Origin of the sequence: Vibrio sp. 11986-1-5 (assembly GCF_963878025.1) — a bacterium.
In the GTDB taxonomy this organism is placed as follows: domain Bacteria; phylum Pseudomonadota; class Gammaproteobacteria; order Enterobacterales; family Vibrionaceae; genus Vibrio; species Vibrio injensis.
On the sequence record NZ_CAWNVW010000033.1, the window covers coordinates 398,794 to 423,006 of the forward strand.

At 42.6% G+C, this 24,213-nt stretch carries 27 protein-coding genes; 20 read left to right on the forward strand and 7 right to left on the reverse strand.

Annotation, left to right across the window (positions count from 1 at the left end):
* Positions 1 to 61: 61 nt before the first annotated feature.
* Positions 62 to 1,516 carry a formate transporter FocA gene (gene focA / locus AACS00_RS09645; protein WP_110167241.1) on the reverse strand — a complete coding sequence of 485 codons (1,455 nt, stop codon included), beginning with the start codon at positions 1,514 to 1,516 and terminating at the stop codon, positions 62 to 64.
* A 217-nt stretch (positions 1,517 to 1,733) separates the two neighbouring features.
* On the opposite strand from focA, the gene AACS00_RS09650 reads away from it, so the two are divergent.
* Both AACS00_RS09650 and AACS00_RS09655 read left to right on the forward strand, forming a co-directional pair.
* Positions 1,734 to 2,639: a LysR substrate-binding domain-containing protein gene (locus AACS00_RS09650; protein WP_072671160.1), complete on the forward strand. Its 906-nt coding sequence runs from the start codon at positions 1,734 to 1,736 to the stop codon at positions 2,637 to 2,639.
* 163 nt (positions 2,640 to 2,802) lie between these two features.
* Positions 2,803 to 3,297 (forward strand): DUF1097 domain-containing protein, encoded by a 495-nt coding sequence (locus AACS00_RS09655; protein WP_072671161.1) that lies wholly within the window; start codon positions 2,803 to 2,805, stop codon positions 3,295 to 3,297.
* Positions 3,298 to 3,502: 205 nt separating this feature from the next.
* Here AACS00_RS09655 and AACS00_RS09660 read toward each other — a convergent pair whose 3' ends face one another.
* Positions 3,503 to 5,134, reverse strand: coding sequence for an ATP-dependent endonuclease (locus AACS00_RS09660; protein WP_110167242.1), 1,632 nt, complete (start codon positions 5,132 to 5,134; stop codon positions 3,503 to 3,505).
* Positions 5,135 to 5,384: 250 nt separating this feature from the next.
* Here AACS00_RS09660 and AACS00_RS09665 point away from each other — a divergent pair, with 250 nt between their 5' ends.
* The 3 genes from AACS00_RS09665 to AACS00_RS09675 all read left to right on the forward strand — a co-directional run bounded on the left by AACS00_RS09665 (position 5,385) and on the right by AACS00_RS09675 (position 8,928).
* Positions 5,385 to 7,124, forward strand: coding sequence for a bifunctional metallophosphatase/5'-nucleotidase (locus tag AACS00_RS09665; RefSeq protein ID WP_110167243.1), 1,740 nt, complete (start codon positions 5,385 to 5,387; stop codon positions 7,122 to 7,124).
* 406 nt (positions 7,125 to 7,530) lie between these two features.
* Complete coding sequence (locus AACS00_RS09670; RefSeq protein WP_110167244.1) at positions 7,531 to 8,508, forward strand: TerC/Alx family metal homeostasis membrane protein; 978 nt, start codon at positions 7,531 to 7,533, stop codon at positions 8,506 to 8,508.
* Positions 8,509 to 8,736: 228 nt separating this feature from the next.
* A complete protein-coding gene (locus AACS00_RS09675; protein WP_072671165.1) occupies positions 8,737 to 8,928 on the forward strand; it encodes a hypothetical protein in 192 nt (63 codons plus the stop codon).
* Positions 8,929 to 9,023: 95 nt separating this feature from the next.
* Here the strand turns inward: AACS00_RS09675 and AACS00_RS09680 are convergent, their stop codons facing one another.
* Both AACS00_RS09680 and AACS00_RS09685 read right to left on the reverse strand, forming a co-directional pair.
* On the reverse strand, positions 9,024 to 9,590 hold the full coding sequence (locus AACS00_RS09680) for a PhnA domain-containing protein (protein ID WP_110167245.1): 567 nt from the start codon (positions 9,588 to 9,590) through the stop codon (positions 9,024 to 9,026).
* A 138-nt stretch (positions 9,591 to 9,728) separates the two neighbouring features.
* The gene (locus AACS00_RS09685) at positions 9,729 to 10,523 is read right to left on the reverse strand and encodes a M48 family metallopeptidase (RefSeq protein WP_072671167.1); all 795 of its coding nucleotides are present in this window, start codon (positions 10,521 to 10,523) and stop codon (positions 9,729 to 9,731) included.
* 147 nt (positions 10,524 to 10,670) lie between these two features.
* Between AACS00_RS09685 and AACS00_RS09690 the strand changes: the two genes are divergently transcribed.
* The 4 genes from AACS00_RS09690 to AACS00_RS09705 all read left to right on the forward strand — a co-directional run bounded on the left by AACS00_RS09690 (position 10,671) and on the right by AACS00_RS09705 (position 14,054).
* A complete protein-coding gene (locus AACS00_RS09690) occupies positions 10,671 to 11,126 on the forward strand; it encodes a hotdog fold thioesterase (protein ID WP_110167246.1) in 456 nt (151 codons plus the stop codon).
* Positions 11,123 to 11,356 (forward strand): DUF3389 domain-containing protein, encoded by a 234-nt coding sequence (locus tag AACS00_RS09695; protein ID WP_072671169.1) that lies wholly within the window; start codon positions 11,123 to 11,125, stop codon positions 11,354 to 11,356. Before AACS00_RS09690 ends, AACS00_RS09695 begins: the two co-directional genes overlap by 4 nt.
* Before the next feature lie 80 nt (positions 11,357 to 11,436).
* Positions 11,437 to 13,125: an SgrR family transcriptional regulator gene (locus AACS00_RS09700; protein WP_110167247.1), complete on the forward strand. Its 1,689-nt coding sequence runs from the start codon at positions 11,437 to 11,439 to the stop codon at positions 13,123 to 13,125.
* A gap of 41 nt (positions 13,126 to 13,166) precedes the next feature.
* Positions 13,167 to 14,054 (forward strand): LysR family transcriptional regulator, encoded by an 888-nt coding sequence (locus tag AACS00_RS09705; protein ID WP_072671171.1) that lies wholly within the window; start codon positions 13,167 to 13,169, stop codon positions 14,052 to 14,054.
* Between the two features lie 17 nt (positions 14,055 to 14,071).
* Here the strand turns inward: AACS00_RS09705 and AACS00_RS09710 are convergent, their stop codons facing one another.
* Positions 14,072 to 16,759, reverse strand: coding sequence for a bifunctional acetate--CoA ligase family protein/GNAT family N-acetyltransferase (locus AACS00_RS09710; protein WP_110167248.1), 2,688 nt, complete (start codon positions 16,757 to 16,759; stop codon positions 14,072 to 14,074).
* Between the two features lie 280 nt (positions 16,760 to 17,039).
* Here AACS00_RS09710 and AACS00_RS09715 point away from each other — a divergent pair, with 280 nt between their 5' ends.
* Positions 17,040 to 17,615 carry an SPOR domain-containing protein gene (locus AACS00_RS09715; RefSeq protein ID WP_072671172.1) on the forward strand — a complete coding sequence of 192 codons (576 nt, stop codon included), beginning with the start codon at positions 17,040 to 17,042 and terminating at the stop codon, positions 17,613 to 17,615.
* A 195-nt stretch (positions 17,616 to 17,810) separates the two neighbouring features.
* Positions 17,811 to 18,815 (forward strand): D-alanine--D-alanine ligase, encoded by a 1,005-nt coding sequence (locus AACS00_RS09720; protein ID WP_110167249.1) that lies wholly within the window; start codon positions 17,811 to 17,813, stop codon positions 18,813 to 18,815.
* Here the strand turns inward: AACS00_RS09720 and AACS00_RS09725 are convergent.
* Positions 18,799 to 19,752 (reverse strand): tyrosine-type recombinase/integrase, encoded by a 954-nt coding sequence (locus tag AACS00_RS09725; protein WP_110167250.1) that lies wholly within the window; start codon positions 19,750 to 19,752, stop codon positions 18,799 to 18,801. The two genes, AACS00_RS09720 and AACS00_RS09725, sit on opposite strands and share 17 nt — an antisense overlap.
* A 101-nt stretch (positions 19,753 to 19,853) precedes the next feature.
* On the opposite strand from AACS00_RS09725, the gene AACS00_RS09730 reads away from it, so the two are divergent.
* Positions 19,854 to 20,240 (forward strand): DUF3319 domain-containing protein, encoded by a 387-nt coding sequence (locus AACS00_RS09730; RefSeq protein ID WP_072671175.1) that lies wholly within the window; start codon positions 19,854 to 19,856, stop codon positions 20,238 to 20,240.
* Between the two features lie 18 nt (positions 20,241 to 20,258).
* Positions 20,259 to 20,570: a stress response translation initiation inhibitor YciH gene (yciH, locus tag AACS00_RS09735; protein ID WP_004396328.1), complete on the forward strand. Its 312-nt coding sequence runs from the start codon at positions 20,259 to 20,261 to the stop codon at positions 20,568 to 20,570.
* A 174-nt stretch (positions 20,571 to 20,744) separates the two neighbouring features.
* Here yciH and AACS00_RS09740 read toward each other — a convergent pair whose 3' ends face one another.
* Positions 20,745 to 21,101 carry a DUF3693 domain-containing protein gene (locus AACS00_RS09740; RefSeq protein WP_110167251.1) on the reverse strand — a complete coding sequence of 119 codons (357 nt, stop codon included), beginning with the start codon at positions 21,099 to 21,101 and terminating at the stop codon, positions 20,745 to 20,747.
* 176 nt (positions 21,102 to 21,277) lie between these two features.
* On the opposite strand from AACS00_RS09740, the gene AACS00_RS09745 reads away from it, so the two are divergent.
* Genes AACS00_RS09745 through AACS00_RS09775 form a run of 7 tightly spaced genes read left to right on the forward strand, consistent with a single transcriptional unit; the run spans position 21,278 to position 24,113 of the window.
* Positions 21,278 to 21,481, forward strand: a complete 204-nt coding sequence (locus AACS00_RS09745; protein WP_110167252.1) for a hypothetical protein — start codon at positions 21,278 to 21,280, stop codon at positions 21,479 to 21,481.
* Positions 21,482 to 21,483: 2 nt separating this feature from the next.
* Positions 21,484 to 21,744 (forward strand): hypothetical protein, encoded by a 261-nt coding sequence (locus tag AACS00_RS09750; RefSeq protein WP_110167253.1) that lies wholly within the window; start codon positions 21,484 to 21,486, stop codon positions 21,742 to 21,744.
* Entirely contained in the window at positions 21,734 to 23,050 is a 1,317-nt protein-coding gene (locus tag AACS00_RS09755; protein ID WP_110167254.1) for a replication initiation factor domain-containing protein, read from the forward strand. Before AACS00_RS09750 ends, AACS00_RS09755 begins: the two co-directional genes overlap by 11 nt.
* A 5-nt stretch (positions 23,051 to 23,055) precedes the next feature.
* Complete coding sequence (locus tag AACS00_RS09760; protein WP_110167255.1) at positions 23,056 to 23,403, forward strand: DUF1293 family protein; 348 nt, start codon at positions 23,056 to 23,058, stop codon at positions 23,401 to 23,403.
* A gap of 7 nt (positions 23,404 to 23,410) precedes the next feature.
* Positions 23,411 to 23,644: a hypothetical protein gene (locus tag AACS00_RS09765; RefSeq protein WP_110167256.1), complete on the forward strand. Its 234-nt coding sequence runs from the start codon at positions 23,411 to 23,413 to the stop codon at positions 23,642 to 23,644.
* Positions 23,645 to 23,875 carry a hypothetical protein gene (locus tag AACS00_RS09770; RefSeq protein ID WP_181397540.1) on the forward strand — a complete coding sequence of 77 codons (231 nt, stop codon included), beginning with the start codon at positions 23,645 to 23,647 and terminating at the stop codon, positions 23,873 to 23,875.
* Positions 23,876 to 23,879: 4 nt separating this feature from the next.
* Positions 23,880 to 24,113, forward strand: a complete 234-nt coding sequence (locus AACS00_RS09775; protein WP_258306851.1) for a hypothetical protein — start codon at positions 23,880 to 23,882, stop codon at positions 24,111 to 24,113.
* Positions 24,114 to 24,213 lie beyond the last annotated feature (100 nt).

Here is a 24,213-nt window from a genome sequence, read left to right on the forward strand (position 1 = left end):
TCCCTGAGTATTCAGGGAATTTTTTTCTACTGCATTAACATTGCGATGGGGTGATTATCGCTTAGGCTCTTGCTAACTCTTTTTCTGTTTTAACCGCAGTCACTCGTTCACCATAAATTGCACGTAACTCGGCCAACACATTATTGCGATTCAGAACTCCGACAAATTGCCCTTTATCTAAAACAGGCAGCACATGGGGTTTACTGACTTTCATACTTTTTGCACGCTCTTCAACGGACAGCGCATTAAATCGAGTGGCAATACCCATGCTGGTCGTTGGGAAAAGTTGCTCTTTGTCGATGCAAAAGAACTCTGCCACATCAACTAAACTATCACTCGCATTAATAGCAATTACATCACGAGTCATTAAATCAACCACTTTTTGTTCTGCATTCGGCAAATAGTCTTGGCACCATAGTTCGACCATCACATCGTGAGCTGAGAACATGCCGATCAAACGACCTTGGCGATCGATGACAGGAGCGGCGGTAAGATAATTATCCAGTAGAGTATCGATAGCAGATGGTACTGGAGTCTCTGCACTGAGAGTAATGGCTTTTTTATCCATCATATCTTGAACGATAATTGCGTTTTTCATAGTAGTTTCCTTAACCGACTGAAGAGGGGTAGTTTTTGTTATGGTGCTCACATGAGCGGCTTTTAAGTGTGGGCGACGATAGATTGACCAATTCGCTAAACCAACCAAAACGGCACCGCCGACAATATTTCCTAAAGTGACAGGGATAAGATTGGCCGTAATAAAAGCAGAGATATTGAGGTCGGCGTATTGAGCAGGAGTGCTGCCGACCTGTATCCAGAAGCTTTCTGGAGCAAAGGCATGAATCACAATACCTAAAGGGATCATGAACATATTGGCCACACAGTGCTCAAAGCCACTAGAGACAAACATCGCTACTGGCAATATTGTCATCGCAGCTTTTGTCATTGCATTGGCTGAACTAAAGGTTAACCAGATGGCTAAACATACCAAAAGGTTACAAAGCACCCCTAAGGCGAAAGCTTGAACAGCCGTATGATGCAGTTTATGTTGAGCGATATTTAGCGCATTAAGCCCCCATTGACCGTTATCTAATTGATACAAGCCAGCCGCCGCCACCAATAAGAGTAGGAACATCGCACCAATAAAATTACCAATGTATACTTTGCCCCAGATAGCGAGCATTTTGCTAAAGCTTATGTGTTTATTCGCCCATGAAATGCTCGATAGTACTGAGCTGGTGAATAGCTCACCGCCACAAATGACAATCAGTATTAGCCCCATACTAAAAGCAAGGCCACCAGCAAGGCGGCTTAATCCCCAGCCTGCACTTTCACTGCCTGTCGTGACGGTAATGTAAAACAGAAAAGCTAAGCCAATAAACGCACCAGCCATCACCGCTAAACTTAGCGTCAGTCCACTGGTCTTTTGCGCTTTACTTAAAGCAAATTTTTCTGCTTCAGCCATCATTTCATAGGGTGAAAAATAGTGTTGATTTTCAGCGTTGGCTGTCGACATACGCGCTCTCCAGACTCACATTCATAATTACCTCCTGACAAATTAAACAACGCCGTATGGGTTGTTACCAAACCAGACTAGGGCAGACGAGCAGGGCGGTAAAATGGATAATTCTTGGTTACCCTATCAATTTTATTGATATAGTTGGGTGAGCCAGTAAAATGAAACGAATTGCTCATTATGGGCAGGGTAATGATGGTTATAAAAAGGATGGAGAGTGCGATATTCATTAAAACAGTTGGCCGTTTTCGATGCGGTAGCGGATTCCGGTAGTGTCAGTGTCGCGGCAGATAAACTCGCCTTAACTCAGTCGGCCACCAGTATGTCGCTCGCACAGCTAGAAAAAATGTTAGGACGTCCACTATTTGAACGTCAAGGCAAGCAGATGGCACTGACCCATTGGGGGATGTGGTTGCGTCCGAAAGCGAAACGCTTACTGCAAGATGCTCAACAAATTGAAATGGGCTTTTATGATCAGCATTTATTGAGTGGAGAGATTCGTCTTGGTGCGAGTCAAACCCCTGCCGAGCATCTTGTCCCCGATCTTATCAGTATTATTGATAGTGATTTTCCAGAGATTCGTATAGAGCTGGGCGTCAGAAGTACCCAGAGTGTGATTGACGGTATTTTAGACTATCGCTATGACTTAGGTATTATCGAAGGTCGCTGTGATGATAGCCGAATTCTTCAAGAAGTTTGGTGTCGAGATCACTTGTGTATTGTGGCTTCCGCTCATCATCCGTTTGCGAAACGTGATGTGGTGAGTTTAGCTCAGCTAGAACAGGCAAAATGGGTATTGCGTGAGCAGGGCTCAGGTACTCGTGGCATCTTTGAGAGTGCCATACATAAGCTTATCCCTGATTTGGATGTATGGCGTGAATATGAGCATGTTCCAGTACTGCGTAGTTTAGTAGAAAATGGTCCCTATTTAACCTGTTTGCCTTATTTGGATGTCGAACGATTTATTCAAAATGGTCAGTTGGTCGCGCTGAATGTCCCTCAGTTAAGCATGGAAAGAACGCTAACTTTTATTTGGCGAGCAGATATGGCTGAAAACCCGTTAGCTGAGTGTATTCGTCGTGAAGGATTACGGATGATGAAGGGTAAGCCTTATGTTCTTTAGTTTCAAAATATGTTGATTTACCGTTTGCGTCACAAATTTATGTATTAAGCTTCATTCGTTACCTCAAATATGTGTTCATGATCACTAGTTATTGTGTGGGTTCCCCTTTACTATGCCGCTTGTTGATAACGTTGTTTTCAAGCGGCTAGCTGCGGAGAGGATCATGAATATATTGTTTGCTATTTCACTGACGACGGGGATCTTATCCGGTATTTGGGGATGGATTGCTGTGTCGTTAGGGCTTCTCTCTTGGGCTGGTTTTTTAGGTTGTACCAGTTTTTTTGCTACCCCGAATGAAGGGATCAGAGGATTACTGCAAAGTTTACTGTGCAACATCAGCGGGGTTTTTTGGGCGTTAGTGATTATCTACAGCTCTTCGTGGATGGGTGTTGATGTATTAGGTTATATCATCACTGCAATCGTTGCCTTTATGATGTGTATTCAAGCCAGTAAAAGTTGGCTCGCTTATATTCCCGGTACCTTTATTGGATCTTGTGCGACGTTTGCAGCAGCAGAACAATGGCCCTTAGTGATCCCTTCTTTACTGCTTGGCGGTATTTTTGGTTATTTGATGAAAACGAGCGGGGTATGGCTTCATCAACGCGCACAAAGTGCTTCTCAAACTAAACGCTTAAAATCCATCAATCGGGTCAGTTAAACCGTTTATTTGATAATGGAGCCATTATCCAAAATACGATGGTTGCCTTGCTTATTTTTGTATCAATGACGTCATATCATCTTTTCTGATATCAACATTCATATTTCCCCTAAATGTGACTGTTTTGCTCCTTTGATACTGAGCACAGCCTAACATTAATGGCTGTGCTTTTTTTGGTTGATTTAGGTTCTAATTGATTTTGGCTCTAACTGCTGCCATTTGCCATTGTAATGACACGTTTTAGTGTCCAGCGTAGTAAGACCGGGATAGATTCAAGACCATTTTTATCGCAGTGAGAAACTATCGCTAGAGCTAGGTCAGGCTTTGCGTGTTTTTTGAGCACGCGGCTAACCACTTTTTTAGCCGGAATAGGATGATCATGAGGGATCTTGACCATGTCTTTAAAAAAGTCTTCAAAGCCGTGAGAATAGAGAAAATGCTCGATATCACGATCAGGAAGTTCGGTTAACCGATCTCGAGGTTGATCATTGCCTAGCATACTGATCACTGTTGCCGCATACTTTTTACCTGCAGGATCGCCGTCGGTAACCACATGCCACTCAATCGAAAAAGCTTTGGCCACTTTGATCAATGACTTTAACCCTGATTGAGCAAACTCGATAATTTGTACGCCTTCTGCAGCCAAGTTATAACCACATTGTCTCGCTAATTCACTGAATAACCAGACTTCAGTTTCGCCTTCTACCAGTAGCCAACAGCGCGCAAAGAGTGCACCAGAACGATGAAAGCGAATATGGAAACCAATTCTTCTTAACTCATCTCGGCTAACGCCATGAATAGGCATACTGGTAGCGATCGTTTTATCTGACTGTCGGACTAAACGGCGGATCGAATGTAGTGGCACAGAACCGAGAAGATCACCACTGTTGGTGGTTAAGATCTTTTGCATCGGTAACAACTCCAAAAGGCTCCAAGCTCTGGCTAAGTGAGTGGGGTGTAAACGTCCTTCTGGATCCTCAACGATTAAAATCGGTCGCGCATAGCGACGAAGATCATTCGGTCCTTTTGCTTGAAGATAGGCATTAAGCAGCCCGAGCAGTAGCAGCCGCGTTTGACGATTTTTGGTTTCATCGACAATTTGCGTTAAGCTTTTATCATTACTTGGAGAGGCGTAAACTAAGCTTTCGCGCTCACGACGTGGATTTTTGCGTTTTTGATCTTTAAAAGAAAAATAATGTTCGACTAAAGCTTGCATAGCACTCAGGCTACTGCGCATTTCACCTTTATTAACATGACCAGGAATGGCCATTAGACGGCGACATGTGTTACTGATTCGTTTTTCAACACGGGTATTTTTGCCGTTACCTTCGACGAAAGGGCGTTCAAATTGTCGAGAATCTCGCAATCGGATCACCGGATGTAAACTCATGAGCGTGTGAGCGATTTGTGCACTGTTATGAACTAAAATAGGATTACCGTCTAAATCTAAAAAAGCATAATCCGTTGAGATATCGTATTGTATTCGCGTTCCACTGACACGATAAATGATTCGTTGATTACCCTGTTCGTCTTGTCGCCACACGGGTTTCAGCTTGCGATAACGCCCAGCTCGATGTTCGCGAGGTTCTGTGGTGACAAAACTTAAAATGATTTGAATGTCTTGGGTTTGGGGATGAGAGACAGAATAATCGACATGGAAATCTTGCAATTCGAACTGGTAAGGCCGACCATCGGCAGGTAGCATGATCGAGAGTGCATCCAATAACGAGGATTTGCCCCATGTATTCTCCCCAATGAGGGTGGTTAACTCATCGAAAGCGAGTGATAAACGGCGAATGCCACGAAATCCTGATATTTCAATACGTTCTAGATGCATCGGCAAGGTCCTTTTTCTCAACGCGTGCCTGCTTGCGCTGAGCTTTTCTTTTAGCATAAAGGAAAAAGTCTGAAAAAGCAGACTGTTAAGGCTTGAAACTTGTCCTCATCTCACAAATTCATCCCTTTTATCCCGTGTTACGTAATAAACAATAGGACAGTTGAGCACTTTTTTTGCAAACCTATTTCATAAAAGTCACGATTCTGTCATGATTTTTCCGCTAGGATGAGCGCGAAAGAGAGAGAAAGTTATGAAAAAAATAAAAAATATTACATCAATCACTCTGGCTCATATCAATGATACCCATTCTTATTTTGAGCCAACATCATTACAACTGACCTTAAATATTGATGGGCAGACCATGACGCCTTTTGTCAGTGCTGGCGGTTTTGCGCGTATTGCCACTCGCGTTGAGCAGTTAAGAGCGGATGCTAAGCGGATGCAGAGAGAATTTATCTTGGTTCACGCTGGCGATTGTTTCCAAGGCACGCTCTATTTTTCGTTATTCAAAGGATTAGCAAACGCGGAAATGCTCAATTCACTGGGCCTTGATGCTATGACTTTAGGGAATCACGAGCTGGATATGGGTAATGATCCGGTGGCGCAATTTGCTGAGCGTATCCAATTTCCTTTACTTGCCGGTAATTGGGATTTATCGCAAGAGCATGAAGATAAACCTCACCGTTTAGCGATTAACCCGCGTGTGCATGCTTTTGATGTTGATAAGCAGTGCGCTCGATGGATTGTTAAATCCGCGCAGGGGAGTGATATCGCTCTCTTTGGTTTATCTTTGGATAAAATGGATGATATAGCCAACCCAGATGCTGATACACCATTTATCAACGCCTTAGAAACAGCTAAGAATACCATTCAACAGATCCACAATGCTGGGATTAATAAAATTATTCTCGTCAGCCACTTAGGCTATGAAGCTGACAAAGAGTTAGCGGCTAAGGTTGATGGGATAAGTTTAATCGTTGGTGGTCATACTCACGTATTGCAAGGTGATTTTAGCTCACTAGGTTTAAGTTGTGAGGAATCCTATGGACAAAAAATTAACCAAACTTACGTTGTTCAAGCTGGGCTGTATGCATTGGCGTTAGGCCACTGCCAGATAGACTTTGATGAACAAGGCAACGTAGTGAATTTCTCAGGGCGTAATGAGTTATTGCTGGGTCGACGATTATTCCTTGATGCGAGCATGAGTGAAGCAGGCAGTGATTCTGCTTATCTCGATGCCTGTGATTTTGTCAACAACCACCCTAATGTCGTGGTGTGTAAAAAAGATCCGCAAGTGCATGCTATTTTGCGCAATAAATACATTCCTCGCGTGCGAGAGTTGCAGCAGCAAATCATTGGTCATGCTACTCAAGCACTACGCCATGTGCGTATTCCCGATCAAGAAGGCCCCAGTGAATTGGCTCCTTTAGTCGCCAGAGCCTTTATGCATGTGATGCGTAAACGTGGCTATCCGGTTCAGTTTGCAATTCATAATGCGGGCGGTGTGAGAACCTCTTTATCTGCTGGTGCTGTTTCTGTTGCCGATATTGCCGGAAAGTTGCTTCCGTTTGCCGTGCCGATTGGCGTCTATCGTTTAAAAGGTAAAAGCCTGGCTAAAGCCCTTGAAGGGGCAATTAATAACGCTTTAAATAATGGTGTCGAGGGCACCGGAGCGGGAAGTTATCCTTATACCCATCACCTTTCCTTTGAATATCTGCCCGAACGACCACTTGGAGAGCGAATCACCAATTTACAGATCTGGCAAAAGGGGCAGTGGCATCCTGTGCAAGCGGAACAGGAATATTGGGGAACTTCCTCTGCTTACACTATGAAAGGGAAAGAAGGCTACCAAGGACTGACAGAAATGAAAGGGGAAGGAAAGATAACTACGATTTCCATGGCCGATGCCTTTATTGAGTTTTTAACCGATAATCCTTCGATACTCAGTAATGACGCTGAACGACAAGAAACGGGACAATACACACGTTAATATGGCGTGTTCTTTGCAAAGCATTGTGTGCTGTGACTCAAACAGGGGAGAAGCCAATGTGGAGTAAAGACTGGTTAGATGCTTTAGTGGTGGTTGTTTGGATTAGTTTATGGGCAGGTTTAGTGTATGTTTTGCCCTTTGCAGGTGTTTAATTGCTATAAACTCTAGACGAAAGTAGCGACTCAGCATAAAATGGCGACGTTTGGGGAGTAGTCGCCATTTGTTTATTTGTCGTCATCACGTTAAGCATCGCTTATCCGGCAAATATAAATAGTCTGTTTTACCACTTCTATTTCGACGAGACCAACGCATTCCATACTGCTGATTTAGGCAGTGAACTAACTGGTATGCGGAAGGTGTCGTTTTCCTATCGAGAATCCGTTTTCCTTCCGCCTGTGGAGGAATCATGACCCCGATCATCTATATTTCGTTTACGTTGTTAACCTTTGCTCTGGTTGCTATGGATATTTGGCAAACTCGTGGTAACCGAATTACCCTGCAACGCGCGTTAAGCTGGAGCGTGGTCTGGATTTTACTCGCGTTTTTGTTTGCGGCAGTCCTTTATCTCTTTTGGGATGATTATGCTGTTCATAGCTCTTACAGCGCCTCGCAAGCAACATTAGCTTTTCTAACCGGTTATCTACTCGAGAAATCACTTAGTATTGATAATTTGTTTGTCTTTGCGATTATTTTTCATCAATACGCCGTGCCGGAGTCGCTTCGTCCAAGAGCTCTTTTGTTCGGAGTGATTGGTGCTCTTGTGTTGCGTGCGGTGATGATTATCGTTGGTGCTCAATTACTCGAACAATATCATGGCTTATTGTATGTGTTTGCTCTGTTCTTAATGTGGACGGGTGTGCAGTTATTACGAGAAAAGCCAGCGAGTCACGCTAATCCATTAGCAGAAAAAATCATCCGACGTTGCTGTCGAGTAACGAATCAATACCAAGGACATGCACTTTGGGTACGTGTTGGCAAACGTTGGTGGGTTACTCCGATGTTGATCGTTGTTGGTGTGATCGCCTGTATGGACGTGATGTTTGCACTGGATTCTATTCCAGCCATCTTTGCAGTGACGAGAGAGCCTTTTCTCGTGCTCGCCGCTAACGTTTTTGCTTTGCTTGGCTTGCGTTCATTATTTTTTGTTTTACAAGGCTTGCTGGATAAGTTTATCTATTTAAAACCGGCTTTAGCATTCATTATGATGTTTATTGGCGTAAAAATGTTACTGGTTGGTTCTCGTTGGGAAATACCAACTTGGATATCATTGTCGGTGCTATTAACCACTATGCTATTTGCGATCATCGCATCACTTGTTAAAGGGCAGGCTCGATCTCAAGCTGCTGTTATTAAGTTAGAAAATAGTGACTTTCCGCGAGAGTAAAATATTTGTTAATGAAGTATCTAGAAAGTCGTGGAGCGGATTGTTCTTATGCATAGGATGGTCAAATATCAGTTTTAAATGCGATTACATTGAATATATATTCCGCAGTTGTTATAGGGTTGTTTCATTAGTTTTTTTAATTCGAAATGACAAATTTTGTCACTTCTTTTGTAGCAATAGCTTGCTTAAAATGCGCGCAAATAAGTTACCGAATTAAGAGAGGCTCACATGGCACAAGCAATGCGTTTAGGTACTTTAACAGCACCAACCTCTATGGATAAAAAAACCTATGCGGTTAACTTCAAAGGATTGATAGCTCATTTGGTGGATATTCTTTTTGTGGAAACAAAACAAGCAACGTACTACCACACCGCAGAATTATCTAGCCATATTCAACGTGATATTGGATTAACACGTTAAGCAAAAAGACAAGTTGTTAAAAGACAAAAGCCGACGAAAACGTCGGCTTTTTGCTATATACATTTAGCGCTTACCAAAGATAAGCACAAAGTTGCTTATTTCTTGCGGCAATACTCAGCGATAATGTACATAGTTTGACCATTAACTTTACCCTGAATGTGCTTTGGATCATCGGTTAAGTTAATACCACGTACCGCCGTTCCTTGTTTGATTACCATGCTTGAGCCTTTCACTGGAAGATCTTTGATTACCGTGATGTCATCGCCTTTTTTGAGTTCAACACCATTCACGTCACGGGGCTTATCTTCATCATCGTTCATACCGATTTCGGCCCATTTTTGAAGATCTTCTTCCATATACATCATATCGAGCAAATCTTGCGCCCAGCTCTCTGCTGCGGATAAACGCTTGAGTTGACGCCATGCCATTACCTGAACAGGTGCTACTTGGCTCCACATACTGTCATTTAGACAGCGCCAGTGATTCGCGTCCATCGTTTCAGGTTGTTCGATTTGTGAGCTGCAGGTGGCGCAAAGCATGATAGCGTGATCGACGGTGATCTGTGTATGTGGCGCAACCACATAAGGAGAAAGTGAGCTTTGTGCCGCGCACAGTTCACATTTTGAGTCACAGCGTTCGAGTAAAGTTGCTTCAGTAGACATTGATTCCCACCTCTATAAAGTTAAGTTCGCGGGTATTATCCACTTTATGCCTACGATTGGAAGGGCTATACCCCGAGAATGTTCAGTGTTTCCCGGGGATCTGAAGGTAATTAAAGCCGTTTTGAACGAGATGTTAGTTTATGGTCCACAATTGGGCGCTTGTCGAGTGGTATCTGGCAATGTTGATATCTTCGCAGCCAGATCATTAATGCGTGTGCTGTGGGAAGGATGGGTCGATAGTAGCTCAGGGGGTTGTTGTCCCATCGAAGCTCTTGCCATATTTCGCCATAGTTCGATACTTTGTGTCGGATCAAACCCAGCTTGGGCCATTAAGGTTAATCCTAAGCGATCCGCTTCTGATTCTTGGCGGCGGCCATAAGGCATAATCACGCCATATTGAACACCGACACCTAAAGCCGCCATGGTCAAATCACGATATTGTGCATATTCTGAAGCTCCTAAAGCAACATCAGTGACTTGTAATCCGACATTGGCCAGTTGGGCTTGAGAGAGGCGTTCATTACTATGATTGGCAAGTACATGAGCAATTTCATGACCAATCACCGTTGCCAGTTGATCTTGATTGACGGCAACGCTTAGTAATCCGGTATAGACTCCGATTTTGCCGCCAGGTAGGGCAAAAGCATTCACTTGTGGACTATCAAACAGGACAACTTCCCATTGCTCGACGCTAGGCTGTGCTGGGACGTACTGAAGAAGGGCATCGGTGACGCATTGTACGTAGCGAGTCAAGGCCGCATCTTGACTGATCGGCAACTCACTTTTCATTTGACTAAAAGATTGCACACCGAGTGTGCTCATTTGGGTATTCGAGAACAGCAATAGCTGGTTGCGCCCAGTTGGCGAAGCGCTGCAGGCGGTTAAACCAATCAACGTCATCGTTAAGCTTAAGATTTTTATTCTTAAACGCATAACACATCCTTAATCATAATCATCCCTATAATGACTCGGTAGGATAGATAGCCAAGTGGTTGTACAATATACCCAAGTTTATTGGAGATGCAATATTGCTGGATACGCGTTGTTGACGGCTATTGATGTATTTTATTAAGGGTGAACATGGAAATTTGGAAAAAGCCAATCAGCTTAGAGCGATTAAATGCCACGTCAAAAAATACTATGATGGAGCATTTGAATATTATTTATACCGAGATCACGGAAAACTCTATTTCGGCAACCATGCCTGTCTGTTCGTATACACATCAACCATTGGGTATGTTGCATGGCGGAGCCTCAGTGGTTTTAGCCGAAACCTTAGGCTCCATTGCCGGTAATTTTGCCGTCGATGAGACTCGCTATTGCGTAGGATTAGACATTAATGCTAATCACTTACGGGCCATGCGACAAGGTGAGGTAATTGGCACGGCGAAACCTATCCATCTCGGTATTTCCACTCAAGTTTGGCAGATAGATATTACCGATGAACAAGGCCGCTTAGTTTGTGTCAGTCGTTTAACGTTGGCGGTCAAACAGCAGCGTAATAAAGTTAGGCAAGATAGCGAGGCAATCGAATGATGATTGAATTTTCCGGTGGGAAAATTATTGCCACCGCACATGAAGTGGTGGTGCGCTTACTGGGTGAGCATTCAATTAGTCTACAATCTTCAAGTGACAATGTCACTTTACTTGGCAGAGGCGCAAATGTAATGCTGGCCAACAGTGGCGGTGTAAAATGGTCAGTTAAACTCGATAACAACGAACAATTATCTGAACTTGCTCAATCTTTAGGTTGCGATATCTCCTAAACTGCTGGCCTGCTCTTGCACTGAAGGACCTAAATAGAGGAAACTGTAGTAAGTTTTTAAGATATAGAGTTTCCTCCTTTATGAGTAGCCCTCGCTTACGTGTCCAGTTTGAAACCTTATTTGCTCATTTTCATGGTCAAGATGCAGAGACACAATTAGACGATATTACCGACATTTTATTTTGCACTCGACGTAATGCGCGTATTGTACTTAATAAATTAGAAGATGAGGGATGGATTGAATGGCATCCCGCTCCAGGACGCGGCAAACTCTCACAGCTTATTTTTAAACGTAGTCGGGCAGATGTCAGTGAAAACCTTGCTCGTCGTTATCTGCAAGAAGGCAAGATAGGTCAAGCGCTGGCGGTATTGGATCAAGATGCCGCTAAGTTAACTCAAGTTATCCAAAGTTATCTAGGTGTACAACACCAAGAAGGCTTACAAGTGGTGCGCTTGCCGTATTATCGGCCACTCTCTATGCTTAATCCTACGAAGCCGATGCGCCGATCTGAGCTGCATATTGCGCGACAAATTTATTCAGGTTTGACTCGTTTAGATGAAGAGGAACAGCTGCAAGCGGATCTTGCGCATCACTGGCAAGCGTTAAGCTCAACACACTGGCGGTTTTATTTACGTCCAGGAGTACGTTTTCATAACGGTGAATTAATGACCACTGAGATAGTGGTGCAGAGTCTATGGCAATTACGTTTGGTCAATTTGTTTGCACACATTGACGCCATTACGACTCCTGATGATTGGGTTGTCGATATTCATCTAGCTAAACCCGATACTCGTTTACCGCTATTATTGGCAGAATCTTGTGCAAAAATTTTATTGCCAGAGTCATTAAGAGCGGATGATTTTGATCAAAAACCAATAGGTAGTGGCCCTTATAAGGTTTTGATTAATGACGAAAAAAGACTAGTGCTACAAGCATTTGATGGCTATTTTGGTTTTCGTCCGTTGCTGGACCGTGTCGAAGTATGGGTTATTGATGAAGTGCACTCCTCAATGGTATTTCCGAGCTTAACGCACCCGATAAAAAGTCAGCGCGGTTCATTTAGTGAAGATGTTGAACTCGATCCAGGTTGCACTTACTTATTACTCAATCGTCGTAACGGGATTGCGTCTAATGAGACTTGGGCTAATTATTTACAAACCAAACTCAGTGCGCTGAATTTATTTCGTTTGTTACCAGAAGAAAAGGTGGTTGAACTGGGCGTATTGCCTGCTTATGGATTAAAGCCGGGTTGGTATCATCAAAATGGGCCAATGTCAGCCGTTGAACCACCAATCGGTAAAACCGTTACGGTTGCTTATCATGCTCAACATCCTATGTTTCCTACTTTAGCGAAGTGTATTGAACGCCTACTTAAAGAAGATGGTATAGACGTCAGCTTCATTAAATATGAATTAACCGTCGATGATGTCGATCAGGTAGACATTTGGATCAAAGCTATGGGTATTGCGAACCATCGGGATGATGCACTGGCTGGCTGGTTATTGGATTACTCTGATATTGAACCAATGAGTCAAGTTGAGGATTTTTATCGTTGGTCTGGATTGATTGATCAATGGCGTGCGAGCGATGAATCAATCCCTTTTCCCGCTCAAGAGCTCGGTAAGTCCTTAGTCGCCAGTAAACAGATCATTCCAATGTTTCATTGCTGGTTAGGGGTGAATAAAGATCAATGTGGTGCGTTACAAAATGCAAAGTGCAATGCCTTAGGTTGGTTTGATTTTAGCCAAGTATGGGTAAAACCAGAGTAAAACGATCGTCAAATCACCGATCTTGTATGAGGAAAAAAGAGATGCAAAGCCCGATTACTTTAGAAGCACTACATATCCTAGATGCGATTGAGCGGCGGGGCAGTTTTGCCGCGGCGGCCAATGAGCTGAACCGTGCACCAAGCTCATTGAGTTATCAAATTCAAAAGCTTGAACAAGATTTGGATATGATGATTTTTGATCGCTCTGGTCATAAAGCCAGTTTTACTGATGCTGGACGGTTGATCCTTGAGCGTGGGCGAACCATTTTGTCCGCCGCCGAGAAGCTAGTTAACGATGCGACATTACTTGCTAACGGCTGGGAGCTAGATATTACATTGGCTTTTGATGGCATCATTCCGGTCGCGAACTTTTTTCCTTTGGTGGATGCATTAGGTAATGTCAGTAAAACTCGAATTCGTCTACAAGAAGAGATTTTAGCCGGAAGTTGGGAGTCTCTCGCTACAGGAAGAGCAGATTTACTGATTTGCCCCAAGATAGACAGTTTACCGCAAGAGGTAAAATCGGAGCGATTAGGCTCAATGTCACTGATTTGGGTTGCCGCGAGCGATCATTATGTTCATCGCCGCCGTGGCGAATTTGATGAGCAGGCTCGACAAAAGTATCGAGTGATTGCGATTGCCGATACAGCGCGTGAACAACCAGCGATGAGTGTCAATATTTTAGAAAAGCAGCCGCGTTTAACGGTGAGTAATTTTAATGCCAAGTGCCAAGCGCTGGTGGAAGGATTAGGTATTGGTACTTTGCCGATACAAACTGCACAACCGTTAATTGCCAGTGGGCAATTGAAAAAAATATCCGGTAGTGCAGATAAACACATTGATATTGTTATGGCTTGGCGCAGAAACACGACTGGTGAAGCAAAATCGTGGTGTATTCAATATTTGAAAAAACATTGGGATCTTGTTTGATCTACCAGAGTATTGGTTTACGGTTCGGTTAGGGTCAAGACCATGTCTGCCGTTCCATCTTCAAAGTGGATCTCGATACTAAAGCCCAGTTTTTGGGCTAAATTAAGCATCCCTTTATTGCTAGGCATGGTCATACCTGAGATGCGGGCAGTCCCTTTCGCTTGGCAGTAATCAATGATCTTTTTCATTAACAATGATCCGAGCCCTTTGCCTTTAAGATCGGAGCGGATCAAAATGGCAAATTCAGCATCACTGTTATCATGGTTGATTAATGCTCGTGAGACACCAATGATCTCTGCTGGTGAGGTTTTATGGCTGACAGCAACAAAAGCCATCTCTCGGTCATAATCAATTTGGGTAAAGTTGGCTAGGGCTTCGTGATTAAACTCACCGACATCCGAAAAAAAACGTTTGTATAGATCTTCTTTTGAAACTCGATTGATAAAAGCGGCATGTTGTGGCTCATCTTCGGGGAGAATCGGTCGAATCGTTAGCGGCTCCCCATCTTTAGCTATGATATTTTCGACCAATTCAGAAGGATAGGGGCGAATAGCTAATCGACTTTGTGCATCCCCTTCGAAACGCTGTAATATCAAATCGGCATCTAGAATCGTAAATTGATCGCCATTGACCAGCAAAGGGTGAATATCTAATTCGTGTACTTGTGGACATTCAATAATCAGTTGGGAGATTCGGACTAAAAACTCGGATAAACCGTCAATATCAATAGGAACTGGTTGTTTTTGCAAACGAATTTTACCGCTGCGTAGCGCTCGAACAATTAAGTATCTTGCCAGTGTCATGTTTAATGGTGGTAATGCCGCGACCGCATCCAGTGATTCCTCCCACTCTGATCCTCCTTGGCCCAGTAAAATCACTGGACCAAAAATAGCATCGTGTTTGACTTTAATACGCAGTTCTTCCCCTCCAGCCAGTTTGGCCATCGCTTGCACTAACAAGCCATACACTCTGGCTGCCGGATAGGAGAGTTGAGTTCTATCAAGGATCGATTGCGCGGCATTAGCCACTTCGTTACGGTTGCGTAGGTTAAGCATAACGCCTTGCACGTCGGATTTATGACTAATATCTGGAGATCGCAATTTTACCGCAACCGGATAGCCAATCGTTTCTGCTATGTGTACCGCCTCGCTACTGTCTGAAGCTATCCAGGTAGGTAACACATTAAAATGAAAGCATTTGAGGAACGTACCTATTTGATGAGTATCAATGTGCACACTTTCTTGTTCGCTTAAATGCTCGGCTATCCACGCTTTGGCGCTATTGATTTCTGACGCGGTCACCAACTCAGTGGTCGTCGGGGTTTCCATCAGCTGTTTTTGGTTACGCCTAAATTCAACCAAATGCATGAAGGCCACGACCGCACTTTCTGGGGTGCGGTAGGTCGGGATGCCAGCTTGAGTAAAAATGTGCCGAGCCGGGCGAGCGGTGAGTTCCCCAGACCAATTGGTCAGAATATTAAAACGCCTCGCCCGAGGGTGAGTTTTGATCACCTCAACAATAGCCATTGCTGTTTGCTCTGAGTGCGCGATGGCGGAAGGAGAGTGCATAATCAGAATGGCATCGATATCATCACTATCAAGCACTGCTTTTAACGCATTAACATAACGAATGTGGTCAGCATCTCCAACAATATCTATTGGGTTGTTTTGCGACCAACTACGTGGAAGGCATTGATCAAGCTGTTGATAAACGGTTGGATTTAATTGTGCTAATTTCCCCCCACGTTCGAGCAACGTATCGACGGCCATAATAGCAGGTCCACCACCATTAGTGATGATTGCCAGTCGCTCGCCTTGGAGTGGTACGGCATGAGTTAACGTTTCAACGGCGGCAAACAGCTCATGCGTATTATTAACCCTCAGCATACCGGTTCTGCGAATGGCAGAGTCATAAATAATATCTAGGGTATCTTCGCCTCCAGTGTGTATTTTAGCTGCCTTTCGTCCTGCCGCGGTTCTACCCCCTTTTAAAACAAGTATTCGTCGATTACGAGACGCGGCACGTGCTGCGGATAAAAAGCGACGTGCATCTTTGATGGTATCGACATACAACAAAATAGCATGAGTGTGTTTGTCGATACTGAGCGAATCGAGCAAATCGGCGAAGTCGATATCGCAGGCGTTGCCTAGGGAAACAAAAGCCGAAAAGCCAATTTGTTTATCATTGGCCCAATCGAGAATCGTCGTGCATACCGCAGCCGATTGGGAGATAAAAGCAATATGTCCCTTTAAGGCATTAACCGGAGAAAATGAGCCATTGAAATGTATCCAGGGCAGAATAATCCCAAGGCTATTAGGGCCTAGTACGCGAATTCCGGCTTGCTTGGCAATCGTTAGGCACTGTTGCTGAATTTCGTGCTGTTGAGCATCTTCACTGTACATATCGGCGGATAATACGATAACGCATGAGACGCCTTTTTCTGCCAATTGGCTAAAGAGTTGTAGATTACGAGAAGCATGAGTACAAAGAATCGCAATATCGGGGACGAGAGGTAAATCAAGTACGGTTTTGTAAGCCAAGACGCCACATACCGATGGGTAACGTGGCGTCACCGGCATAATTGCCCCATCGAAACCGCCCTGAAGTAGGTTTTTCATAACGATATTACCCGCTCGAAAAGATCGCGTTGAAGCGCCGATCACAGCCACAGATCTTGGATTAAGTAGCGGGTTGATAGAATTCATGATGTGAAGACCTAACAGGTAATGAGCCTAATAACCAAGTTTTGCCTCTGGTGTGAAATGTTTACCAAAGGTCAATACCGCCTTATGAACAATACTTTAGTTAAAATTGTCTGATGGTGTTGATGTATTTAGTCTGGATGTGATCTTCATGACATCATCTCTCTTCCAGTTTGTGTCATAAATCACAGGATAATCAGAGATAATGACATCCTATACTTGATTATAAGACGCGCTATCGGCATGATTTACATTACTTTCTATCTAAGGTGTGTATTGGTTTATGAAAAGAATTGCGATTGTTGGTTTGTGCGCGCTGCTCGCCGCCTGTGCCTCGGAAAATTATATCACGGATGTAACAACTCAAAGTCATACGGAAGAGTTTGCTGTAGCCGATATTCCTAAACCTATCGTCTCAGAAAGGGGCAATGCTGACGGAGTATCCGAACGCAATGTTCAAGCTCAAGTGATCAAAATGACGCCTGCCGAAGAGCAAAAAATCGTTAAAGCCACGCCACCAGCTAAACCTAAAGTTACCATTGCTCCACCAACTGAGCAGCAATTGGCAATGAATCCACGTTATGGCTTTACCATTCAAGTTGTCGCTGTTGGCGCACAAACCAAAGTTGATCAATTTGCTAATCAGTTACCTAAAGATGGCCAACCAATTTGGGAAAACTACAAGGTTGTTAATGGTACTAAATGGTACACGGTTTTGTATGGTGATTACGCCACTCGTCAGGAAGCATTGAATGCCTTGCAAGGATTACCTGAAGAATTTCGTGACTTGAAACCATTTGTTAAGAGCATCGATAGTATTAAAAATTCAGACTTCCCTACATTAAATAAACTCAATTAATGAACATCTACAACAGGGGCTTTTGCCCCTGTGCTGTTTATTCTCTACACAATTAAACTAAGATTAGGTAATAAATCCTTTTCTATGGTGTACCTCTGTGCTGAATTGTCTATCATAGCCGATAGAATGAATGTGGTTGCCACATCAGTTGGTCTTGTGGTCTGCAACCAAATTTTGGTGTAACGGAACGGTTTAATGAATAAAACAACAATTTTACTTTTATGTGGTGGAGGCTCGTCAGAACACGAGATCTCGCTAGTTTCTGCTGATTATTTACAGCAACAACTGACGTTAACGTCATCGTTCGACGTGATTCGAGTAGAGATGAAACCCACGGGGTGGTTTACTGATTCCGGTGATATGGTTTACCTTGATACGAATTCTGCCTCACTAAATAGCGATCATGGCTCTCGTCACATCGATTTTGTTGTGCCTTGCATCCACGGCTATCCGGGTGAAACGGGCGATATCCAATCAATGTTAGAGCTGGCCGGTATCCCATATTTAGGATGTGGACCAGAAGCCAGCAGTAATAGTTTCAATAAAATCACGTCGAAACTGTGGTATGACGCACTCGGTATTCCTAATACACCCTACTTATTTTTAACAGAAAATAACGATGAAGCTTTACGTCAAGCCCAGCTAGCTTTTGATAAATGGGGCTCTGTATTTATCAAGGCGGCTCGGCAGGGTTCATCGGTTGGCTGTTACAAGGTCACCGATAGGCAGCAAATTGCCAAGGCAATTGATGATGCATTTACCTTTTCTGATCAAGTGCTGGTTGAACAAGCCGTCAAACCGCGAGAGTTAGAGGTTGCTGCTTATGAGCTTGGGGGAAAACTCCATATTACTCAGCCTGGCGAGATCATTGCTCCTGATGATGCTTTTTATAGCTATGAAGAGAAGTACAGTGCCAATAGTCATTCAATTACTAAAGTAGCTGCGGATAATATCACTGTAGAGCAAAGAGATCTCATTAAGCGCTGTGCAGAGAAGGTTTTTGTGCATATGAAATTAAGGCATCTTGCTCGAATAGACTTTTTCCTTACCTTACAAGGCGAAATTTATCTTAATGAAGTGAATACTTTTCCTGGAATGACGCCCATTTCCATGTTCCCGAAAATGCTGGAACACCACGGCCACTCATTCTCGGTTTTTTTAGCTGATTGTGTCCAACGCTCACTTATGTCCAAGGTTTAATTCGAGTAAATTTTATTTTAGTAACTTCTGCGGTGTGTAATTTACCTAAGTATTGGTTAGGCATCGCAGGGCTTAACCAACGCCCAAAACTTTGAATATCTTTAGTATGATAGCCTTGTTCGGCTAGCTCTTTTACGGCACCAATTCGGGTCGATTGACCTGAAAATTTTAAATGTGGTAGAGCTAATAAATCACCAGCACGCCTTAATATACGGTAGATGGATGAATCATCTAAAGGTTGATTATTGATATTGCCATGCCTATCAATCGAGCGAAAAACTGCGCCATCTTGCTGAGAGATCAATGCCGTCCAACGAGCTAATATTTGCTGCGCTGAAGGGGATAATTGATAGATTTCATTGCCAATGCTAAGTTGACTATGATCTTCTGCTATATCTTTGAAGCTGAGCTTTTTAAGCTCTCCTCGTTTCATGGCACATTCAAACATCACGTGATAGATAGCCAAATCACGTATTGCTAGACTTTCATTGCTTTCGGCCATTAATTGATAAAGTGATGCCAAGTGTTGACGAGTAAAACATTCAGCCTGTTTCTCATCGCCGTATTTTTCCGCCCTTAAGCGTTGAAGAAGTTGACGAACTTGCACATTCAACGTCGGATCTTTTTGATTCAGTAAGTAATGAATCATACCGATAGTGACAGAGTAACGTCTAATGGTACTAAACTTTCTTACCTTGGCTTCACTTTCAAGAAATAATCTAACGGCGGTAACGGAAGCCGGTAAAGGGTTTACCGATTTTCTTTGGCAAAATTCAGTGAAAATATTCCAATCTTTACTGAAGGCGAGTAATGAATTTTTTTGATAATGTTCTTGGGTCAATAGAGCAAGCTGCTGTGGTGTGATAGGATGCTTAAATTCCAATAGTTTAGCTTTGATCTGTTTTGCTTCAGTCAATTGTACAAGAGGTCTTTTCATGTTAACGCACTATAACTTTCTAATTAGTTACTAAATATACTTGCGTACCGAGAAGATACAATTATTATTTAACTATCAATGACAAAAATAAGTAGGTCATCATGGCAATTACTACATACCGAGGGTTTACTTTAAAATCTGCAGATAACTCCCCAGACATCTGGCAAGTGCAGATCAAAAAAAACGTTTTAACTGGAAACCTCGCTGCAGTAAAAAAAAGTATTGATTGGTTTTGTGATACTGCATCGCTGATTGACCCAAGTGAATTTGAATCGATTGGCAAAAAACGGGAAGGTAGTGCACAAACAATTCAAGAGCAATTTAACGGTTTCATGTTAAAAAATGATACCGGAGAACCCAATGGATGGTATTGCTTTTTCAATGGCCGCTTGATCAAAGGAGCAAAAGTTGCTATTCAAAAACATATCGAAGCTTATCTGATTGCAAAACAGAAAGCGGAAGCCCAACAAACTCAATTAAAAAAATAACAAAGAACGAAGTATATTATGACTCTTGTATATTCAACGGAAACGGGCCGTATTAAGCCTGAAGCCCCAAGCATTGAGCGTCCAAAAGGTGATGGGATTGTCAGAATTCACAAAGAAACAAAAGGCCGAAAAGGCAAAGGTGTGTCGATTATTAAGGGTTTAGATCTTGATGATGCGCCTCTAAAGTTGCTGGCTGCTGAGCTAAAAAAGTCCTGTGGCTGCGGTGGTTCGATAAAGGACGGCCACATTGAAATTCAAGGTGAAATGCGTGACAAAATTAAGCAGTTGCTTGAAAAAAAAGGTTACACGGTAAAGCTTGCTGGCAGCTAATAACGACACTTGTATGTTGATAACAAGAGTAGTTATTAGCTATTTTATGGTAAATAGACCTTATGTTTAATCTTCGGCGTATGCTGAGTAGAAATAGAGTAAGGTCTATCTCAAGCTCTCTTTTTATCGTCCACATTGAATAGATAAAACCACCTTTACCTTCTCTAATTTCATTTAACATAACAATGATAATACGCACTCATTAACATCTAAAAAAGTCACTGCAAATCCCACGTAAGCCATTGTTATTGTTGTTAATCCTAGCCCGTTAAACTTTTTTGCAATGTTCGCCCAGGCCTGTCGCGCTTCGTAGCTTTTCGCTTTATCCATCGCTAAGCCTATCATTGCTTTTTCTTTATCCTCACCAACGGCTTCCGCCATCATAAGCACTTGATTTTCCTTGAGGTACGTTCTTCCTTTTCTTACGTCTGTTAGCATTTGTGGGCTTATACCCAAGTCAGGTGCTATTTGTTTGTATTGAACATAGTTCATTTGGTCTTTATAGGCGTCTATCAGCTTGTTTGTATACATTTCGCCATTCCTCAATTTGTCATCCTCCTACGATTCTAGCGCATTTATACGTTAATCATCGTATTTACACTATGAGAAATATCGTATTAACTATACGTAAATTATCGTATTGGCCGTTCTGGTCGCTCCCTAGCTTCTGGGGCGGCCACTTCAAACAAGTAGCTTTAGGGGGTTACATGCAAGCCACAATTCAACTTACATCAGGTGTTCATCCTCGTTATGTCGCTCATTGTTCAAATGATGCTGATTGTCTCGTTATAACTTCTAACCCTGATGATGCCATGCTTTTTTCTTCTGATTTTGCTCGGTATCTTTTAGAGCAGCTTGAGCCTATGTGGCCTTTAGCTCAGCTTTCTCACGCTGTTTCTGAGGAGGCTTAATCATGGAATTTAAAATTCTTTCAATGCTTTTAGCCTTGGCTCTTATAGCCATCTTTTTCACTTTTCCTAATTTTGAAATTCATTCATTTCATTATCAGACTCTTGATAAGCAATTATCTCGTCATCCAGACATTGAGCCTCTTGTTTCAGACGCTATGGCTGACGGAAAAATTACTTTCTCTGAATACTGGAATATTCTCGACCAACTTTCTCCCAAGCAGCGCTTAATTAATCAAATTGGGAGTGCTAATCATGGCGATTGAAATCAAAAAAGCCTCCCTAGCCTCTGGCCCTGTTGCAAAGCATTACGCTTGTACTTCTTGCGGTAGCGTTTACCAGTCTTTTTTATCTTGCGTCTGTCCGTCTTGTCACTCTGGAGTTGTTCGCCAGCGTCCATTGACTCCTGAAGAAGCTCATGAGCGAGTAAGCTACACGCATTTTAAAAAGCCTATTGAGCGTTCATCGTCACCGTTTTCTAATGTTCCCGACATAAACGCTCAGGAAGAGTATCAACAATCACAAGTTATTATTGATGCGCTCTCTTTCTCTTTCAAAATAAAAGATTTACAGCATTGCTCAAAGTCCGGAAAGTACAGCGGCTTTCGTTTTCCTGAAGCTCCAAGCATGTCAGAAATGAACAACTTTGTTGCTCGCACTGAAAATGAAGCGGACGAACTTGCTGAATTTAGAAAGCGTCTTGTAACTAACTACCTTGAAGAAGTCTTGAGAGTATTCATTAAGCGTGTCCTCGGTTTTTCTTTCGGCCCATTGCGCGGCAAAGGCTTTCAGTTTTACGAAGACTCATTTGCTCTTTTTGATGACTCTGGCAACGATTATTGCGGTCAGGTTGGTATAGGTGGTAACAATGAAACAGTTCACTTTCAAATATCTGGTACTGGCTGTAAACACCTTTTCACTAATCGCTCTCGCGCTTTTGTACATCACTGGCTCGCTGACGTCCTTGGCATCTCTCTTTTAGCTCGTTGTGATTTGGCCTTTGATGACTTTGATAATCTCCACACCTGTGAAGCCTCTGAACGTGCTTATTACTTCGGTGGTTTCAATCGTAATCACGGCAAATGCCCTAAATTTAAAAACGGCGATGAGTTTTCTATTAATTCCGATGGTGAAAAAGTCTTTACCATGGAAGCCCGCTTTATCGGCTCTCGTCAGTCGCTTGTCTACTGGCGCATTTATAACAAAAAACTAGAGCAAAAAATTACTAAAGATGGTTTTTACTGGTACCGCTCTGAAGTTGAACTTAAAAAAGTATCCGTTGATATTTTACTTGATATCGAGGGTCATTTTGTAGGTTTAAATGAATATGCAGCTTCCCTACCCTCAAAAACTATTGAACCGAACTTAATTAAACTTACAGCAAAAAAGCGTGTTGCGTGTGACGTCCTGCACGCTTGTTTTTGGGCTAAACGCCAATATGGACGTCTCGTTAATTCGTTATTAACACTCTACAAAAACGACTTTGAAAAAGTAGTAACTTCTTTAATACGTGATGATACAAACATAGGCTTTACGTCTATGCATCAAAAACTCATAAATGAACTGGGGTAAATATTATGGCTCGTATCTTTGGCATTCGTAGAATGCAATATCCAAACAATCCAAACAACAATAAACCATTTTATGAATTGGTTGTTGTGCGTCCCATCGAAAACGTGGACGCCGAAAACTTCAAGAAATCAGGCTATGGCCTTGATACTGAAATTCCGTATAAAAAGGAGCCGTTAAAAGTCGTTCCAGAATATGCGCAATCATTAATTGATACAGGCGCTTTCGTTCCTGACCGTGAATACTCGATTGAATTCACAACTGACCCGAACGATATTTATACTCAGCTTGTTTCTAAGCTCATTCCGCATGATGACGATATTAAAAAGCATTTTGCTGAATGTTTTAAAAAATAGGTGACTTATGGAAGCGGTATTGATAACACCCGAAGATATAAGCGTCATTGCTGAGAGTATCGCAATTTATACTTTCTGTGCCATCTTTGCCGCTCTGTTTTTGATATCTGCAATCAGGTTTGTCTTCATCCTGTTTGTACCTAATTCTGAAATTGATGAATTGATTCAAAAAAGAAATGATTTGATTTCTGAAATTGCCAGATTGCAAGATAAGAAAATAAAACTTTTGGAAAGTGAATAAATGAATACTTGCGTAATACAATACAACGGTTATTTGATGTTGGCTCCGCAAGGGTTTGATTGTACTTACGTCATATTAACGCCTAGTGAGCTTGAACACTTGAAATATAGCTCAATGGGTTCGTTAACCATCGACCAACAATTATTTGTTGATGTCACCGGATACATGTTGTTGGCTTTTGTCTCTGGTCACATTTTAGGTCGTATTTTAAAAACCCTCGGAAGAGGTTAACTTAATGAGAGTAAATACTATGAAATACTTCAATGTTTTGAAGAAATACAAGGTTCAGTCTGTTGCTGTTGCTTCGACTGCTTTTGCTTCTTTTGCTTCTAACGCTACTGTAGAAGAGAGTTTGACTACTGCAATTAACACTGGTCAAACAAACTATACCACTGTTGTCATTGGTTTGATTGCTCTTGCTGCCATCGGTTTTGGTCTTCGCGCAATTATCCGTGTAATGAACAGCTAATCATGGTTGAGCTTTTCTCGGATGTAATCACCGTTTTGATTGCGCTTTCTGTAGCTGGCGCTTTCATTTACGGTGTTTACACTGGCGTCAACGCCTCCTA